This is a genomic window from Alicycliphilus sp. T452 (assembly GCF_054512775.1).
Genome location: NZ_JBTNEH010000043.1, coordinates 1 through 17,006, shown reverse-complemented (window position 1 = coordinate 17,006; position 17,006 = coordinate 1). Strand labels below are relative to the sequence as shown.

The following is a 17,006-nucleotide window of genomic DNA, read 5'->3' as shown; positions in this document are numbered from 1 at the left end:
AGCCAGCCCGCAAAAGGCTGCAAAATCGACCCAGTCTTAACCCCCTCGGGGCGTCGTTTTACCCACCTGTTGCTGGCTCCATTACGCCGAACATCGGTGGCTCCATTACGGCGGTCGGTGACAGGGCTTAGTGAAGGCGAACGCTTGGCGTTGGTGGCACAGCGCCTTGGTAAGCGCCGCATTCCGATCAAGAGGATTCTGGTGTTGGAGCCGCTTGCGGCGTTCCCCTTGCGTTGGCGGGCTGTCTTGGAGCAGTTGCCGGTCGAAGTCATCCCTCCCAGGCTGCCACAGGCCCAAGGCGACCTTGGCGCTGTTCAGCAACGGTGCTTGGCCGCAGCAGTCGAAGGCGCAATGGCTCCGGTGGCTGCGTTGGCAGCAGATGGGTCCTTTGCCATCATGCGCCCGTTGTCTGTCGAGGCTGCGGAGCATTGGCTGGCCAACCGTTATCACGGCGCCCCAGACGCCGCACGGCTGATCGTCTGCGACGAACCTGCTTTAGGGGCGTCGCTGGATGAGACGCTCAGAGCCACCGGCGCCCCGATATCCGGATATAGCGAATCAAGTTCGTTGCGCCCCACGGTGCAGGCGCTCCCGCTGGCGCTGGAAACGCTGTGGGACCCTGTGGAGCCAGCTCGATTGCTTGACTTCCTCATGCACCCGGTGGGGCCGCTCCCTGCTGTCGTCCGACGACGGCTTGGCAGGGCCTTTGCGGCCGAGCCCGGTATAGGTGGGCAGGCCTGGACTGCTGTCCGGGACGAGCTCCGCGCAGAGCTGGAGCCAGAGATAGACAGCAAGGTGACGGAGTGGCTAGAGGGGGCCCGATACGACAGGCTCGCTGGCGCACCACTCGATCTCGTCGTGAACCGCGTTGGGCTGCTGCGTTCAGCGTTGCAGGCTAGATTGCTGAAGGTCATTGAGGAACGGGGTGTTGGAGAAGCAGATTTGCGTGCCGCCGTTTCCCAGTGTTCCGCGGTGATGGATGCGCTAAATGACCTCCGGACTTCCGCTGCTGACCTGGTGAAGCCTCGGCTGCTGCAGCAATTGGTTGCCCAGACGACAGCAGATGCGGCCAACACGCTGGCGGTAGCCGAAGTTGGTTGCATGGCAAGCGCTGCGTCTGTCGCTGCTTGCGCAGTTGATTCCGCTGACGAGGTTATCTGGTGGATGCCTGGCAGCCCGAAACTGCCGGCTGCGCACCCCTGGCTCCAAGTTGAGCTCGACGCCCTGAAGGCCGCAGGCGTGGATCCTCTTGACCCCGGCGCCGAGATGGCCGCCATGATGAGCTTCTGGATTCGGCCCATTCTTGCTGCCCGCAAACGCCTGGTCCTGGTGCTGCCGCCCGAGGGCGGCGAGTTGCACCCCGCTTGGCAGCTCGTGAGCGTTGTCGCTCCGCAGTTGCCCATCACGGTACTTGAGCAGGACGACCTGGGGAAGGTTGCAGTCGCTGCTCAGGAGCTGCCGTCAGCAAAGGGAGCCTGGAAATTTGATCCTGGAGCCAAGTGGCGGGGGACGTTCCAGGCTCCAACGCGCAGGGACGCGCAGTCGTTCTCGTCGCTGGAGATCGCCTTCAACAACCCGGCGTTGGCAGTGCTGCAGGATGCGGCGCACTTGCGAGCCGGCAATATGCATGCACCTGAGCAAGACATCCGGCTCCTGGGCACGCTGGCGCATCGTCTGGTGCAGATGCTTCTGTCCGACCCGGTAGCGCTTGGGTGGAGTCCGAAGCAGGTAGAGGACTGGTTCGGGCCTGCCGCTGACAAGCTGCTGAAAACTGAAGGGATGCCGTTGTTGGCACCCGGCAGCTCTATGCAGTTGACGCAGTTCAAGGCCGCGGCTCTCGCAGGCATCTTTTCCCTGCTTGCCTATCTGAATGCTGCCGGCGTGAAGCGAGTGGAATCTGAGAGGCCGTTGAAGGGCGCGCTTGGAGCCCTCGCGCTGCGAGGTGACACCGATTTGCTCCTCTATCTCGATAAGGGCGCAACCGCTGCGCTGGATCTGAAATGGTCGCGCGCGGCACGATATCGCGACAAGCTGGCCAGTGGCGACTTCCTCCAGCTGGCACTCTATGCGCACATGGTGGAGCAGGAGACGGGCGCCCCACCCGTCGCAGTGGGGTACTTCACCTTCCTCGATGGCAGCCTCTCGACCCTTAACGCTGGGGTGTTTGGCGACAAGGCGCGAGTCATTTCGCCCAAGGACGGCCAGACGACGGGGTTACTGATCAAGGGGGCAGCCGCATCCTGGGCGTGGCGTGTTCAGCAGTGGCAGGCCGGGGAGGTTGATGTCATCGGGGATGGGCTGCTGCCCGTACCTACGGTGCCGCCGGACGGGTGCTTGCCACTGGGAACGCTTGGGCCTTGGCACCTCGATTTCGTTCGCCTTTTTGGTCTTCCGGAGGGTGAGGTATGAGCGGCGACACCAAGATGAACATCGAGTTCGTGCGCGCTGGCGCAGGCACCGGAAAGACGTACTACCTGACGCACCTGCTGGCGAGTCGCCTCGAGGACAAGTCGGCCAGGGCTCCTGCAGTCATTGCGACGACCTTCACTATCAAGGCTGCAACCGAACTCCGCGAACGAGCGCGGTCCACCCTTCTGAAGAGAGGGCGCCTGGATCTAGCGGCCGCTGTCGGGCAGGCCCGCATCGGAACCATCAACAGCGTGTGTGGGCGGCTGATCCAGCGGTTCTGCTTTGAGCTGGGTGTCTCGCCGGACCAGCAGATCCTTGACGAGCAGCAAGCGTCTCGAGTCGCTCGGATTGCTCTGGAAAGTGTTCAGACGCCCGATGAGGTGCGTCGGCTTGTAGATGTCGCTCATCGGCTTGATATCGGCCAAGCCAAGTACAGCACGGATAGCCGAGAGCAAAAGCGCGAAGCAGCCATCGCCGACACGTTGCGCAAGATCATGGGTTCGGCACGCGAGAACAACCTGTCGCCAGCTCAGGTTGCGGCGATGGGTACAGTGAATGCTGACGCCATGCTCGCGTCTTGGCCAGCACCGGTCAGCGGTCTGCGCGCGGACCTGGCCAAGGCGCTCGATGTCTCAATTGCCGAGCTACAGGTGGCCTGGGGTGAGAACAAACAGACCGACGTTTTCAGGAAGGGCATCGACAAGTGCCTCGATGCCAGGGAGCAGCTTGAGCGCGGGCAATTGCCGTGGAGCGCTTGGGTTGGGCTTGCAAAGCTCAATGCAGGGGCGCCCCAGAAAGACATCGTTGCCCCTCTCCAAGCTGCGGCCAACCGTCACGGGGCGAGTGCTGAGTTCCATCAGGACGTGCGGGAGTACCTGGGCCTTGTGTTCGGCATCGCAAGCCGTGGGCTGCAGGCCTTCGCAGATGCGAAGCGCGAGATGGGAGTGGTCGATTTCACCGATCAAGAGGTGCTGCTGCTGCGTGGGCTGCAGACCAGCGAGATCGTCCAACAGGCACTGCGGGAGGAGCTTGACCTGGTGCTGGTAGATGAGTTCCAGGATACCAACCCCTTGCAACTGGCCATCTTCATTGAACTCTCAAAGCTTGCGAAGTCGTCTGTCTGGGTGGGGGACCGTAAGCAAGCCATTTATGGCTTCAGAGGCACGGACTCGGCGCTCATCCAGCAGCTTCTGGATTCGATGGCTACTTGGGGTGGCAAGGTGGGCGCGGCACTTACGGATTCCTATCGGTCCACGCCCGCGCTTGTGAAGCTGACGAACGAGGCGTTCGTGGAGACATTCGCGCCGACACCTGCGGCGGAGGTCGCGCTGACGCCTACGCGAGCGGCGATCGCTGGCAGCGTTGACCTCCAGAACTGGACATTCGAGATCCCGCCGAAAAAGAGGAACCTTGATGTGACCGGTTTAGGGCCTGCGCTGACTCAGTTGTTGCAGAGCAAGGCCCAGATTTACGACAAGGACGCCAAGTCGATGCGGGAGGTGCAGCCGGCAGACATCGCCGTCTTGTGTCGCACGAACACTGTGATGAAGGATGTTGTCGGCGCATTGAGCCGTTGGAGCATTCCGGTCGCTGCCGAAAGGCCCGGCCTGATGTCAACTCCTGAGGCTCAGCTGGTCATTGCATGCTTGCGTCGCTTGCATGACCGAACTGACACCGTGGCTTCCGCCGTTATTGTCGGGCTCACGGGCGCTCTTGAGCCGGAGCAATGGCTGGACGACCGGCTGCAGTTCCTGGCCGAGGCGAAGCTGAATGCCGAGGGTGTGTGGGAGCCGCCGTTGAGTTCTTGGATGGTCTCCGGGCCTGGTGCACATCCGCTTCTTGCGCGGATTGACTCCCTGCGGGACAGGCTGCTTTCCCTGACACCGTTCGAAGCGCTGCGCCTGGCCAAGGCTGAGTCAGGCGTCGCGAACTTCTGCCATAGCTGGTCGGCGAACAAGCGCTCAGCGCAAGTTCGGCTTGCCAATGTGGAACAGCTTCTCAGCCTGGGGCGCCAGTACGAGGAGGAGTGCCTTGGCTCGGGCCAGCCGGCCACGCTCAACGGACTCTTGTTGTGGATGCAAAAGCTGGACGTTGAGGGCAAGGATGGTCGAGCGGCTGCCGGCCACGGCGCTGTTGAAGTGATGACGTTCCATGGCGCGAAAGGCCTGGAGTGGCCCGTGGTGGTGGTGATTGGCCTCGACCATCAAAGCCGCACCGACTTGTGGGAGGTTCGGGCGCGGACGGTCGGCGCGTTCGATGCATCAGCTCCGCTAGCCAATCGATTTATCCACTTCTGGCCTTATCCCTTCGGTGCCGTGGAAGGCGTTGGCGAAGCTGAGGATGCGGAGGCCACGCCGACAGGAACGGCCGCTGCACATTCTGCGGTGGAGGAGAACCGGCGGCTTCTCTATGTCACGCTGACCCGCGCGCGCGATCAGATCGTGCTGGTCTCGAAGCCTGGTTCGGCAGCTGCGCCACCTCCGCTGGACTGGCTGTGGGAGGCCAAAGCGGCGGGCACGTTCTGGCCAGGAACAGTCAAGAGAGCCATCGACGGTGTCGACATCAACTGTGTCGCCACCGACTGGCCGTTGGAGAAGACCAAGGAAGAGCCACCCGCCAAAGTCAAAGAGGCGCTGCAGTTCTACCCGCCCCGCGCGCCGAAGGCCCATGCCCCGCTCTGGATGCGGCCGAGTACTGCTGAGTCCGCTGGGTTCAAGGTGGGCGTTGTTGAGGCCGTCGGCAAGCGCATCGTTGTCCAGGCAAATACGGACATTACGCTGCTGGGCTCGGCGCTTCATAACTGCATTGCCTACGCAGCGGCCGACCCCTCGCAAGCAATCAGCCTTGAGGACGTCAAGGCGATTCTTACCCGCTGGGGGGTGAAAGACGCCGTCGATCCGCAAGCAGCGCTTGACCAGGTCAATGCCTTCACGAACTGGTGGCGAGGCCGCTGGCCGGATGGCGAGGCGCTTGCTGAAGTGCCCTTTGAAGCCAGACGGGCGGACGGCTCGATTGCACGTGGCCAGATTGACTTCCTGCTCAAGGTTGCCGGTGGACGCATCCTGTTCGACCACAAGGCGAACCCGAAAGGCGCTGGAGCTGACGACACGCTGGCCCTAGAACACGGTGGTCAGTTGGCTGAGTACGCTCAGGCCGTTCAAACCGCTACCGATGAAGCAGTTCTTGAGAGATGGCTGTTCCTGCCTGTGGCTGCGCAGGCAGTCCGCATCTTGGAGGCGTGACCTGCACGTTGACTGCTGGGCTTGACCTAGGCGCGTTGGCAGTCGATCGCGCTGAGCGACGGGGTGAGACGCGAGCGTCCGGCCAAGCCCCGCGACGGCATGCAGGGTTCGCCAGGTCGATCTAAATTGGCTGCTGGAATTGGTGCTGCCACCAGCGACGACATTTCGACGCTTGCTAGCGACCTTGTCCAGCTATTTGCGACTTTGACTTTCCACTGGGCCATCCGCGTCGAAAGTTGAACGCCAGCTTGCGGGCATGGAGAAATACATCACCGAGGTGAGCAACCGCTGCACAGGAGCCACTCGATTGCTGGCAAGCCGCTACCAAGCGTTGCGAGGGATCCTACAACCAGCCCTCCTGCTCCGCTTTGAACCCATCGCGCTGCATAGCTAGGCAGAGTTGGTGCAACGCTTGCGGCAGATCCGGCGACGCCAGCAGCCGGGAGATCAAGGCTTTGTCGTGAGCGTTCAAAGCCCACGGTTGTTGTGCCGCATGCAGTTCATCAATCCCCATTCGAAACGGCTCCCACGGCAAGCCTTGGCGCTCCCAGACCCGGCCCATGCCCCAGGCCATATCCACGCCCGCGGGATCGGCGTCTGCACTGACCCGCAAGGGTGCAGGTGCGCATCGCACAAGATGCTCAATGGCCGCAAGCCATGCGGTAGAAGGCCTTCCGGGCATCCACGCGAGCAGGACACCGTCGGCCAGCTGCTGCGCCTGTCGTTCAAAGCTGGTGCGATTCTCGATGAGCCACCAATGCGCTGGAGCAGCAGTGACTGATTTCACTCGTAGAACATCATCCAATGGAAGAGCCAGAAACTTCACCGCATTGAGGGCGACGGTGCATTCGTCCCAATACAACACACCCTGCCCCGCTACCCACATCATTGGAGTGAAGTGGCTCACCCCGTACCTCTCCAGATCGAAGTGCTCTTCCAGCCATTTCCAGTCACCAGCGCCAATGGCCTTTGTGTGTTGGCCGGCATGCAAGGCGAAGTCGCGGCGCGTTCCTTGTCGCTCGTCGAGGCACCAGCTATGCAAAGCCCTGATCCAACGATCGCGTGCTTCCAGTACCTCGACTCGCTGCGCGGCGTCCTGTTCCAAACTGGATAGTGCGTGGGTCAAGTCGTCGAGCAAATCTTTGTGTTGTGACGGCAGATCAGTCGTATCAAGTCCACCAAGCCACTGACGCAAATCGTCCAGCAACAAGGCCCGATCTTCATTGCGCTGGGTTCTACTACCGACGCCAAGCAGTTGCTTCAAAGTGTGAAGGTCCCGCCAGGTCAATGCATCCCATTGCCAGTGACCGCCTACGAGCTTTTCTTTTCGGTTGATCCACCCTTCGCGCAACAGCCAATCGCACAGGGCTTCGGATAGCTCGATGCGATGCGGACCACCCTCCTTCAGGAGCGAATCGCGTCCACGAGATGCGTTGTCCTTGCGCACCCAAAGGGTGAGTAGCTCAAGTTGCTCAACCGGCAGCAGCCCCAATTCAGAGGGTGTTGTGTTGGCGGCCGAGCGCTCACGCACACCTCGTCGTATCTGAACATCCACCCACTCCATTCGGGAACCCCTCACGGTTGCGCAACGCGTCGCTTTAGCACCCCAATCGGCGGTGCCCAGCGTGCCCCGGCCGGCTTTTTGGAGGTGACCAGTGTGACATCTGCTGGTTCGAATACCTCTACGTTGTGGGTGATCGGTGTGGTCAAGACGTACTGTGCACGGGTGGATTTCAGGAAGTGCCCCACCAGCTGGATGTTCCTCACGTCCAGATGGGCGAACGGTTCGTCGATAAACACGAAGCCACCCGGCGTTTCCTCGTCCTTGAGCAGGCCGACCAACAGAATGAGTGACTTGATGACCTGCTGTCCGCCCGAGGCCTCTCCGTCGTTCAGACCGATCTGGCCCTTGCCGTCGAAGTTGAAATTGACCTTGAGTTCGGCTTGGCGGAGTACGGTGTCGTCATTGTCTAGGTGCGGAAGATCGGCGCTGACCTCGACGCCCGCCAACTGCCCCAGTTCGACGATGTTCTTTCTGTAGCGACGCACTGTGGACCGCAACACGTCTATGTAGCGCTCGCGAGCGTTGCTCACCGCAATGCTCGCGCTGTTGTTGCTCGCTTCACGCTGCTGCAGTACCTCCTTCTGGCCTTCGACAGTAGCGGCCATCAGGGTTTGCTTTTCTTCGACGGTGGGATCTGTTTCCCAGGTACCCTCCGTCAAATCCTTCTCCACGGCTTCGCCGCGCAACCGCGCCTGAGTGGCGTTTTGATATGTCTTTCGCAGCGCTTCAAGCGCTTCAGTTCGAAGCCATCGGGCAGGAAACTTTTTCTTTGCTGTAGCGGATTCACTGGAGCGCTGACGCAGTGCAGCGCGCTTGTCTTCCCACTCGCCCACGTACCGCCGTGCGTTCCGTTCACTTTCCTCCAGCGCGTTCTGGACGCGCTTGTAGTCGGCGTCCAGAGCCGATTCCCGCATATTCGCTGCTCCGTGCTCAGCATCCAGCGTCTGCCAGCGTTGTGCGGCAGACTTACGCGCCTGTATCAGGTGTGGCAATTGCTGACGCGCCTGTTCAAACTCATCGCTGCGACGGACCAACTCAGAAGCGGCACTGACGCCCTTGGCTGCATCTTCGGCTGCTTTTAGCTGACGCGTATTGGTCGATTGGTCTTTGGCCACTTGGCCCAATTGCTTGTCGAGGTCCGCCAAACGCTTCTCGATGGACTCGCGTCGTGCCGCCACGGCTGCCGCGCCGAATTGGTGCTGGCTCGGGTCAATCCACACACTGCGCCCGCCCCGGCTATCGCGCCAAAATGCTTTGGGCGTGATCCATTCACCACCCCTTTTCGTCCCCTCGGCTGGATTGGCCACGCGCCGAATCTGTTCGAGCTGACGCAATAGCCATGTCGGCGCGGTGTCTGCAAATCGCAGCACCGCCAGCAAGCTCGCCGGGTCTGGAGTTTTAGGCGCCTCCGCAGCCTGGGCCACCACATAGTGCCGGTATCGCTCACGCTCAGCCAGCTCCATGGCTTTGACTTCGTCACCCGCATCTTTCAGCACCACGACCCAGCGCGAGCTGCGCAGCACCCCTTCAGCCGCATCACGCCACTGCGGGTCGGCTATTTCGATCACATCGGCCAGTACATGGTGGGCGATATCCGCTTGTCGAAGCACGCGCAGAAAGCGTGACACATCCTCAGGTGGTGGCGCTTGCCGCTGGCCTTGCAGCTGGTCGAGCGAGGCCTGTGCCCGATCGCGGTCAGACTTCACCTCGTGCCAGCGGCCGTCGAGTCGTGACTTCTCCGCCTGCAACGTCTGAAGCCGAGCCGTCAGCTGCTCGGCATCCCCTTCAACCTTGGCCAGTTCCAGCAATTCGTTGGCATGTTTGACCAACAGCTCAACGGGGCGCTCGTTGGCACTGGCCTCCTGCAGGGCTGCTTGTGCGCCTGCTTTGGCTTCGCCCAGCTGCAGCGCTTCTGTCTTGGCCTCTTCCTTTTGCCTTGACAGTTGCAACAACCGCGCCCGATCTGTTGCTTGTTGTCGCAGTGTGGCGGCATGGTGGACACGCTGCCGGTGAAGCTCGCGAAGCTTACTGGCCACGTCCAGGCGTTCCTCGCTCCATACGAGAGCGGGAATAACTTCGGTCCAGAGCCGCTCCTTCTCCCGCAACTTGTTCTGGTATTGGCGGTATAGGTTGACGCGCGCCTCAAGCTGGGCCAGTTGGGTCTCCCCATGACCCAGTTCGCGCTTGGCCATCTCCATCTCTTCGGCCACTTCTTTTTGGTGCCGTCGGGCCTCTTCGTAGCGGTCCAGAACCTCCTGGTCTCCGAAAACATCAAAGACCAGACGCAGGAGCTCCTTGGGCGAGTATTCGCACAAGCGATCTGTTTGACCTTGTTCCAGCGCCAACACACGGGCGATGGCGCGAGACAGCCCAGCGCCTTCCAGGCGTTTGCGCCAGTTTTCGATGCCCAGCCAGTCCTTTTCAGGGACTTGGGTCAGTGTCTCGATGGAGATGTCTCCATCCGCCATGTGATAGCGCCGTTGCCAGTCGCCGCCGTTGCGCTCGATTCGGCAGGCCAGCGTTACCTGGTCACTGTAGAGGAGGCAGCGGGCAAAGGGGCGACTGGAGCTTTGCCGGCCGTGGGCTCGGTTGTCCACGGTAGCGCGCAGCCAGGCGGAGTCGGCGTTGGCGTGGCGTGCGTAGGTTTTGTAGCTGCGCCCACCCGAACAATCCAGACCCAACAAGGTGCGCATGGCATCCAACAGCGTGGTCTTACCTGAGCCGTTGGGGCCAGCAACCGTGATGATTGATCCATCCAACGGCAGGGTCAGTCGTTGGCAGTAGTCCCAATGCAGCAGTTCAAGACTTTGGAGATGGAACATGTCTTCAGTTGTCCTCGCCTGTGTGTTTTTCTTCTGCGGTCGCGGCTGCGTCGGACGTGCCGATGGAATTGTCGTCGGCCGCCTTGGCGTCCTTTTGTGCACGCGTGCGAGCCAAAACTTCGCTCAGCGTGCCATCGAGTATGCGAGGCGCGAGTACGTCGTAATCAAGCAGCAGGTCTAGCAAAGGGCCTTCGCCAATGTCCTCCCCCTTTCGGACGATGAATCCATGGTTCTCCAGGCGTCTCAGGTTGCCGTCCAATCGCGTCTTCTTGCCCAGCTGCGCGCCAAAGTCGGCCAGCAGTGCCTTGTATGAAACCATTGGACTGACGGACTCTGCGCGGGGCATGGGGCGCTCGGCGCTGAACATCTCGTCCTGCAGATCGCCCTCAGCGCTCGCATCGCGAGCAGCTTGGCGCTCTCTCTTGGGCAGAACGATCAGCGACCAAAGCACCACCAGCAAGGACACCGCATCGCGCGGCAAGTCGATGTTGTTGTGGCTGTTTAGTGCCGCCTCACCAAAGACCGCGTGTTCGACGGTGCGCACCATGGCAGTGGTGACGTTGTCCGCGTGGATGTTGTCCACAAGCCGTAGACCCACTTGGGCCAGACGGTCTTGCACGGCTTGCCACAGGTCAGCGTCCACGAGGGCGCGCTTGACTTTAGGGTGCTGTCGGGGCAACCAGCGGCGTGCCAGCAGTTCTGCCGCCAACAAGGCGGCTTCATCAGGGGTGTTCATGGTCATCCTGGGGTTCGGGTTTACGCTGCGCACCAGCGATAGGGTCCTCGACCTCAGCCAATACGAGGTGGCCATCGCTCATGGCCAGCACATGCGGGTCATCCTGCAACTTGACGGAGGTGCTGAGAACGGCATGCCATCCTGAGCGGGCCAACTCGCCAGTCTGGCCTTTCAGCGTCTGGGCCTGTACATCACCCAACAAGGGCAGCAACTGCATGCGATACGCGGCTTGCGCAAAGCGCCCGCCAAGAACAATCTCATCCAGCGGCATTTCAGTCTTCGCTGAGGTGGCCTTCTCACTGCTCCACTGAGCCAGTTGTGCGATGAGTCCGCCCAACTCAGGCGGCATGCTGGGCACCTCCAGCTGGCCGCTGCTTGCCTCATTGGGCGGAGGCAAACCTGTCGTCCGCTGGGGGTCAGGTCTGTCTCGCTCAAACTCGCCTTCAGCCACGTCCAGCAGATCGTGCTGGCTGATGAACACGGGCGCCACGCCTGTTGAAAGGGCATCAGCCAGAAGGGCATGCAGCGCATCCTGACTTTGCAGCCACATTCGTACGTCTGAACTGGTCACGCCTGCACTCCCTAGCGTCACGCGCTGTCGATCGGCCTGCTGCATCGCTCGCGTGAACTGGCTGGCCATCGAGAGCAGGCGCGCTTGTGCGTACCCCAGAGCGCGGGCCTCCTTTTCGAGGCGAGGGTCATCGGTCTCGGTGCGAATGAGCGCTGTCAGCGCGTGACCGGCCTTGTCGACCAAAGACAGGGCTCGCTCGAAGCGCGGCTGGGCCTGCCGTAACCGCGCTTCGGAACCACTGGTGATTGCCTCGGCGAAGTCGTCGTGCAGCCGAGCCAGCTGCGCGTGCAGGTGCCGTAACTGGCTCGGGTCTGCCAGACCAAGTGCTTGAGCACCGGCCACCTGCGCCAGCAAAGGAGCCAAGTCATCATCGTCACCTGTGGCTTGCGTCAGGGGAGCGAGCAACCCGTGAACCTGTCGCGCCAGAATCGAGAGGCTGTAGTCTTGTGAGGTGGCATCCCATACCAGCAGCCCCACATCGCGGAAGCGCTTGAGGACGTTGTCCAGTGCCTGCGGCAGCAGCAGATGGAACAGCTGGTTGAGGTCCTCACGGGAAATCCGGCCATGCGGCACGCTGACCAACTCCATGAAGCACCACACCCGCAGTTGCACCACCGCAGGTGGGCCGCTGAACAGCCCCCGCAAAGCATCCAGGACGGCCGACCTCTGACTGACTGCCCAGGCTAATGGCGAGTCTGCGGCTGAAGCAGGATCGCGGAAGTAAGCCTCAAAACTGGCCCCCTCATGCTCTTGTTCGTTTTGTAGATCCATCTGCGCATTTTGCCGAATGTCCACTCACGCTTTACCGACTGGCGGTGGCGTAACTTCGAACCCCAGATGAACTCCACCCTACAGCCACAGGATGCAGTTTTTCATAGACGTTTGGAACTGCGTGGATCAATAATGCTCCCGGGTCGGCCTGAACAGCCTGCCCTCCTCCCTGAAAAGTCGTGTGACAGCGACTTTGATTTGCCCGGCCCTCGCGCCGGGCGTTCTTTTTTGGGGTTGCCTCGTGGGCCCAGTGTTCTGCAAAGCACGAATCCGCTGGAAATCAGCCCAAATCCAGCAGCAGAACAGGCACCGCTCAGTCCTACATTGACCTCACAGCACCCAGCGAGATGAAGTGACCTTCACCTCCAGCGGATGCGGGAACTGTGAGGTGTCTGGTGGACTTCATCCTTTCAAAAAATCGGCGCTTTCCCTTGCGCTACGGAACAACGCGAGCAGCGGGCACCGAACGGACGTTCGGCTCGGCAGTAGCGTCTGCTGCGGTGCTTTCGCTGAGCCTTCTTGCCCCCACGGCCGCGCATGCCGTGGACGGTTGCCTGGTGTTGCTGTGCTTCGCGGCACCGAGCTGGAAGTCGATCCCCCAATGCGTGCCGCCGATTCGGCAAGTGCTCCGGGATCTGGCCCGGGGTAAGGCGTTCCCGACGTGCGGGCTGTCCGGCGCTGGCAATTCCGCCAGGCACGCGTGGGCCCGTGCACCGGGGAACTGCCCACCCCAGTACACCCAGGTGAACGAGACCGAAAGCGGTTCGATTTACACCTGCGACTACACCGGTGCGATCACGGTCAATATTGACGGCAAGCCGTTCACACGCACCTGGTGGGACATGGGTGGCGACACGGTGACGGACTTCAGCCCCGTGGCCAAGTCCCAACTTGGGTCTTGGGACACCAAGTACGACGACGACCGGGCTGCCTGGCAGCGCTCACGTCCCTGAAGGCTGCGCCATGGACGCCTCCACGTTTGCGGCGCTGGCCCTGGCCTGTGCACCACAGGTCCACCCGACCACTGCACATGCGCTCGTTTCAGTCGAAAGCGCCTTCAACCCTTGGGCCATCGGCGTCGTGGGTGGTGCGTTGCGCCGCCAGCCCAACAACCGGGATGAAGCGCTGGCCACTGCCCACCAGTTGTTGCGCGACGGGCGCAACTTCAGCGTTGGCCTGGGGCAGATCAACGTGGGCAACTTCCGGCGTCTGGGGTTGAACACCAGCAGTGCCTTCGATCCCTGCCAAAACTTGTCGGCCATGCAGTCTGTGTTGACGGAATGTTTCGACCGAGCAGGCCCGACCCGCAGTCGCGCTGACGCGGAGCAGTTCGCCATTCGCAAAGCCTTCTCCTGCTACTACAGCGGCAACTTCTCGACCGGCTTCCGCCATGGCTATGTGCAGAAGGTTGTCGCCGCCGCCCGCTCACTGCCTCGCCCTCGATTCAACCCGTCATCTAAGGAGCCATCATGAATCGCCAGAAACTGTCTCAAAGCCAGGTCCGCGCACTCAGCCTGTTGATGTTGCTGCCCCCCCAGGTCTGGGGGCAAGGCTTCGACAAGGTGAACACAACCGTCACCAACGTCAACGCCATCCTGGTGACGATCTCTGTGGCCGTGGTGACGATTGCGATCATTTGGGCCGGCTTCAAGATGATCTTCCAGGGCGCCCGGCTGGCGGATGTAGCCAACATCCTGATCGGTGGAACCCTGGTCGGTGGCGCAGCTGCTTTTGCCAGCTACATCGTCAGCTGACCTCAGCAGGCTCCCGCCATGCAAGCCGAAACCATCTACAAGGGCGCGACCCGCCCGGCCATGAAACTGGGCATTCCGCTGGTGCCACTGGTGGTGCTTTTTGGCGGCGGGATGCTGCTGATGATGTGGGGCGGCATTCTGGTGAGCTGGTGGATTGCGCTAGGGGTGCTGATGTCCTTCGTCCCCACCCTCTTCTGGATGCGCTGGGTGACATCCCGGGATGACCAGCGGTTTCGGCAAATCTTCATTGCACTCAAGCTGCGTCTGCACGACCGCAACCGACGGTTCTGGCGCGCGCGCAGCTACTCACCGACCCTGTTCCGGGGAGCGTCCGATGTCTGGCATCTTTGACCAACTGGGCAAGGGCTCACGCAGCGCGAAGCGACGCCCTGTGATGGGTGGTCCTCAGCCTCGTCACTGGTCGCAGGCTCTGGCAGAGAACCCCTTGACCAGGTTCGTGCCCTTCTCGTCACTGGTGAGCGACCACGATGTGATCACCCGTGGTGGCGATCTCCTGCGGGTGTGGCGGCTCGACGGCGTGGCATTCGAGTGCGCCGACGACTACTTGGTTACGGAACGGCACGAAGCGCTCTGCAGCCTGCTGCGCAATCTCTCGGGGGGCCAGTGGGCCATCTGGACCCACCGGCTGCACCGCAAGATTCAGGATGCGCTGACCGACCCAGCTGAAGACGGGTTTGCCAAAGACCTGTCCCGGGCCTACCAGGCGCACCTGAACCAGCGGGCGATGATGAGCAACGAGCTGTACCTGACCTTGGTCTACAGGCCCACAACCTCCCGCATCAGCCGAGCGTTGCAGTCACCACAACGGTCCAAGACCGCTATCGCTGAAGCGCATGCCGAAGCGCTGCGAGTCATGGAAGAGCGCACCGCGTTCTTGCACCGGGTGCTGAGGGGGTTTGGCCCGCAACTGCTCGGCGTACGCGAACAGCGGGGTCGCCTGTATTCGGAAGTCGCCGAGTTTCTGGGCTACTTGGTCAACGGGTACTGGAAACCCGTACCGTTCAAGGCTGGACCGCTGCACCGCACCCTGCCCTCAACCCGTCTTTCGTTTGGAGGCGACAAGCTGGAATTGCGAAATGGTGATCAGCGCCGCTGCGCGGCCCTGGTGGATATCAAGGAATACGCCGACGCCGTCGAACCGGGCATCCTCAATGCCTTGCTGTACGAAGACAGCGAATTCATCGAGACCCAGAGCTTTTCGATCCTGCCGCGCCGCGAGGCCACCCGCGCCCTGGAACTGCAGCGCGATCAGCTGATTGCCAGCGACGACGTGGTGGCCAGCCAGATCGCGGACATGGACGAAGCGCTGAACGAGCTGGGCGATGGTCAGTTCTGCATGGGTGAGTACCACTACAGCCTGGTGGTCTTCGGCAATCCGGGCGAGGACAGCCTGGCCGACGCCGGCCGGCGTGCCGCGCAGGCCATCGGCGCAGTGGGTGAGTCGTCGAGCCTGCAGATGTCGCCCGTAGACCTGGTGGCCGACGCCGCCTGGTTTGCCCAGATGCCCGGCAACTGGCAATGGCGCCCGCGCGATGCCAAGCTGTCTTCCCGGGCCTTCGCCGCACTGGCCAGCGGGCACAACTTCGCCCGCGGCAAGCGCGACGGCAACCCTTGGGGCGAAGCGCTGGCCTTGCTGCGGACGCCATCAGGCCAGCCGTTCTACCTGAACTTCCACAGCAGCCCCGACGGTGAAGACTCGGCCGACAAGAAACTGCCCGGCAACACCATCATCATCGGATCCACTGGGGTCGGTAAAACCACGCTGGAGATGTTCTTGCTGACGCTGACGCGCAAGTGGGACCCGGCACCTAGGCTGGTCCTGTTCGATCTGGACCGGGGTTGCGAGATTGCCATCCGGGCCATGAACGGTCGGTACTTCACGCTTGAAGCGGGCAAGCCCACACACCTGAACCCATTGCAACGCGACCCCACGCCGGCCCGCATCCAGTTCTGGGAACAGTTGATCCGCATCTGTATCGCCACCCCCGCCCTGCCATTGTTGCCAGCAGACGAGCGCGCCATCGCCGACGCCGTGAAGACGGTGGCGATGATGCCGACCGCCTTGCGCCGCTTCTCGACCATTCGCCAGAACCTGCCCAAGTCTGGCGAGAACAGTCTGTACGAGCGCCTGGGCCGCTGGTGCGAGGGCGGCGCCTTGGGCTGGGTGTTTGATCAAGCCAACGACCAGCTCACGGACCTCAAGTCCGCCTCGGTCATCGCCTTCGACACCACCGAGTTTCTCGACCTACCCGAGGTCCGCACGCCGGTCATGCTGTACCTACTCCAGGTGATGGAAGAGCTGGTCAACGGGGAGCGGCTGATTTACGTGATCTCGGAGTTCTGGAAAGCGCTGGACCACGAGATCTTCAGCGACTTCGCCAAACAGAAGCAGAAGACGATTCGCAAGCAGAACGGTCTGGGCATCTTCGACACCCAGAGCCCGTCAGATGTGCTGCGCCACCCTATTGGCCGCACGATGGTGGAACAGAGCGTGACCAAGATCTTCCTGGCCAACCCGGAAGCCGTGCGCGAGGAATACGTCGAAGGGTTTGGGCTCAGTGAAGCCGAGTTCGGCATCGTGCGCAGCTTGGGCGCGCAAGGCGGCCGGCGCTTTCTTGTCAAGCAGGGGCACAGCAGCGCCATCTGCGAGCTGGACCTCAGCAACTTGCAGGACTTCGTGACCGTGCTGTCAGCCACCACCGACAACGTCGCCCTGCTGGACACCGTTCGTGAACAACACGGTAACGATCCGTTTCTCTGGCTTCCCGTGCTGCTGCGCGAGGTTCAGGATCGCAAATCCCGCAACTCCAGGAGAGCGACATGAACCGATCTCACACCTTGCTCGTCGCGTTGACGTTTGCCGTTTTCGGCACGAACTCCAGTGCCCAATTCGTCAAAGGCAACGAAGCGGTGCGCGTTTCAAACAGCGGTGAACGACTTGTCGAGTTGGCTCCGCTGCCCAGCTCGGGCCCGATACGCAAGACCAAGCTGTTGATTTCCATGCAAAGCTGACCCACCATTTCCATCGAATCTTGACCCACCCTGATTCGTGAACTTCACGCTCACGTTGTGGATAAGTTCTTGGTCGCCTTCTCCTTCTTGGTGGTCTGTGGTGG

12 protein-coding genes are annotated in these 17,006 nt (G+C 61.7%); 8 read left to right on the top strand and 4 right to left on the bottom strand.

Annotated features, from left to right (window positions below):
* Both ACX12L_RS22225 and ACX12L_RS22220 read left to right on the top strand, forming a co-directional pair.
* Nucleotides 1-2,409 (top strand): PD-(D/E)XK nuclease family protein (locus tag ACX12L_RS22225; RefSeq protein ID WP_459264482.1); only part of this gene is annotated, 2,409 nt, incomplete at its 5' end.
* Nucleotides 2,406-5,651, top strand: a complete 3,246-nt coding sequence (locus ACX12L_RS22220; RefSeq protein WP_459264481.1) for a UvrD-helicase domain-containing protein — start codon at nt 2,406-2,408, stop codon at nt 5,649-5,651. The genes ACX12L_RS22225 and ACX12L_RS22220, both read left to right, overlap by 4 nt.
* A 343-nt stretch (nt 5,652-5,994) precedes the next feature.
* Here ACX12L_RS22220 and ACX12L_RS22215 read toward each other — a convergent pair whose 3' ends face one another.
* The 4 genes from ACX12L_RS22215 to ACX12L_RS22200 are packed head-to-tail and all read right to left on the bottom strand — an operon-like array spanning nt 5,995 to nt 12,115.
* A complete protein-coding gene (locus ACX12L_RS22215) occupies nt 5,995-7,215 on the bottom strand; it encodes a DUF2399 domain-containing protein (protein WP_459264480.1) in 1,221 nt (406 codons plus the stop codon).
* 11 nt (nt 7,216-7,226) lie between these two features.
* Nucleotides 7,227-10,037 carry an ATP-binding protein gene (locus ACX12L_RS22210; RefSeq protein WP_459264479.1) on the bottom strand — a complete coding sequence of 937 codons (2,811 nt, stop codon included), beginning with the start codon at nt 10,035-10,037 and terminating at the stop codon, nt 7,227-7,229.
* A 4-nt stretch (nt 10,038-10,041) separates the two neighbouring features.
* Nucleotides 10,042-10,773, bottom strand: a complete 732-nt coding sequence (locus ACX12L_RS22205) for a DUF4194 domain-containing protein (protein WP_459264478.1) — start codon at nt 10,771-10,773, stop codon at nt 10,042-10,044.
* Nucleotides 10,760-12,115, bottom strand: coding sequence for a hypothetical protein (locus ACX12L_RS22200; RefSeq protein WP_459264477.1), 1,356 nt, complete (start codon nt 12,113-12,115; stop codon nt 10,760-10,762). The genes ACX12L_RS22205 and ACX12L_RS22200 overlap by 14 nt, the downstream gene beginning before the upstream one ends.
* Before the next feature lie 395 nt (nt 12,116-12,510).
* Between ACX12L_RS22200 and ACX12L_RS22195 the strand changes: the two genes are divergently transcribed.
* Genes ACX12L_RS22195 through ACX12L_RS22170 form a run of 6 tightly spaced genes read left to right on the top strand, consistent with a single transcriptional unit; the run spans nt 12,511 to nt 16,902 of the window.
* Nucleotides 12,511-13,068: a hypothetical protein gene (locus ACX12L_RS22195; RefSeq protein WP_459264476.1), complete on the top strand. Its 558-nt coding sequence runs from the start codon at nt 12,511-12,513 to the stop codon at nt 13,066-13,068.
* Nucleotides 13,069-13,078: 10 nt separating this feature from the next.
* Complete coding sequence (locus tag ACX12L_RS22190; RefSeq protein WP_459264475.1) at nt 13,079-13,588, top strand: lytic transglycosylase domain-containing protein; 510 nt, start codon at nt 13,079-13,081, stop codon at nt 13,586-13,588.
* Complete coding sequence (locus ACX12L_RS22185) at nt 13,585-13,869, top strand: TrbC/VirB2 family protein (protein WP_459264474.1); 285 nt, start codon at nt 13,585-13,587, stop codon at nt 13,867-13,869. The genes ACX12L_RS22190 and ACX12L_RS22185 overlap by 4 nt, the downstream gene beginning before the upstream one ends.
* Before the next feature lie 18 nt (nt 13,870-13,887).
* Complete coding sequence (locus ACX12L_RS22180; protein WP_459264473.1) at nt 13,888-14,220, top strand: VirB3 family type IV secretion system protein; 333 nt, start codon at nt 13,888-13,890, stop codon at nt 14,218-14,220.
* 43 nt (nt 14,221-14,263) lie between these two features.
* A complete protein-coding gene (locus tag ACX12L_RS22175; protein WP_459264483.1) occupies nt 14,264-16,714 on the top strand; it encodes a VirB4 family type IV secretion/conjugal transfer ATPase in 2,451 nt (816 codons plus the stop codon).
* Entirely contained in the window at nt 16,711-16,902 is a 192-nt protein-coding gene (locus tag ACX12L_RS22170) for a hypothetical protein (protein WP_459264472.1), read from the top strand. The genes ACX12L_RS22175 and ACX12L_RS22170 overlap by 4 nt, the downstream gene beginning before the upstream one ends.
* The last annotated feature ends 104 nt before the right edge of the window (nt 16,903-17,006 follow it).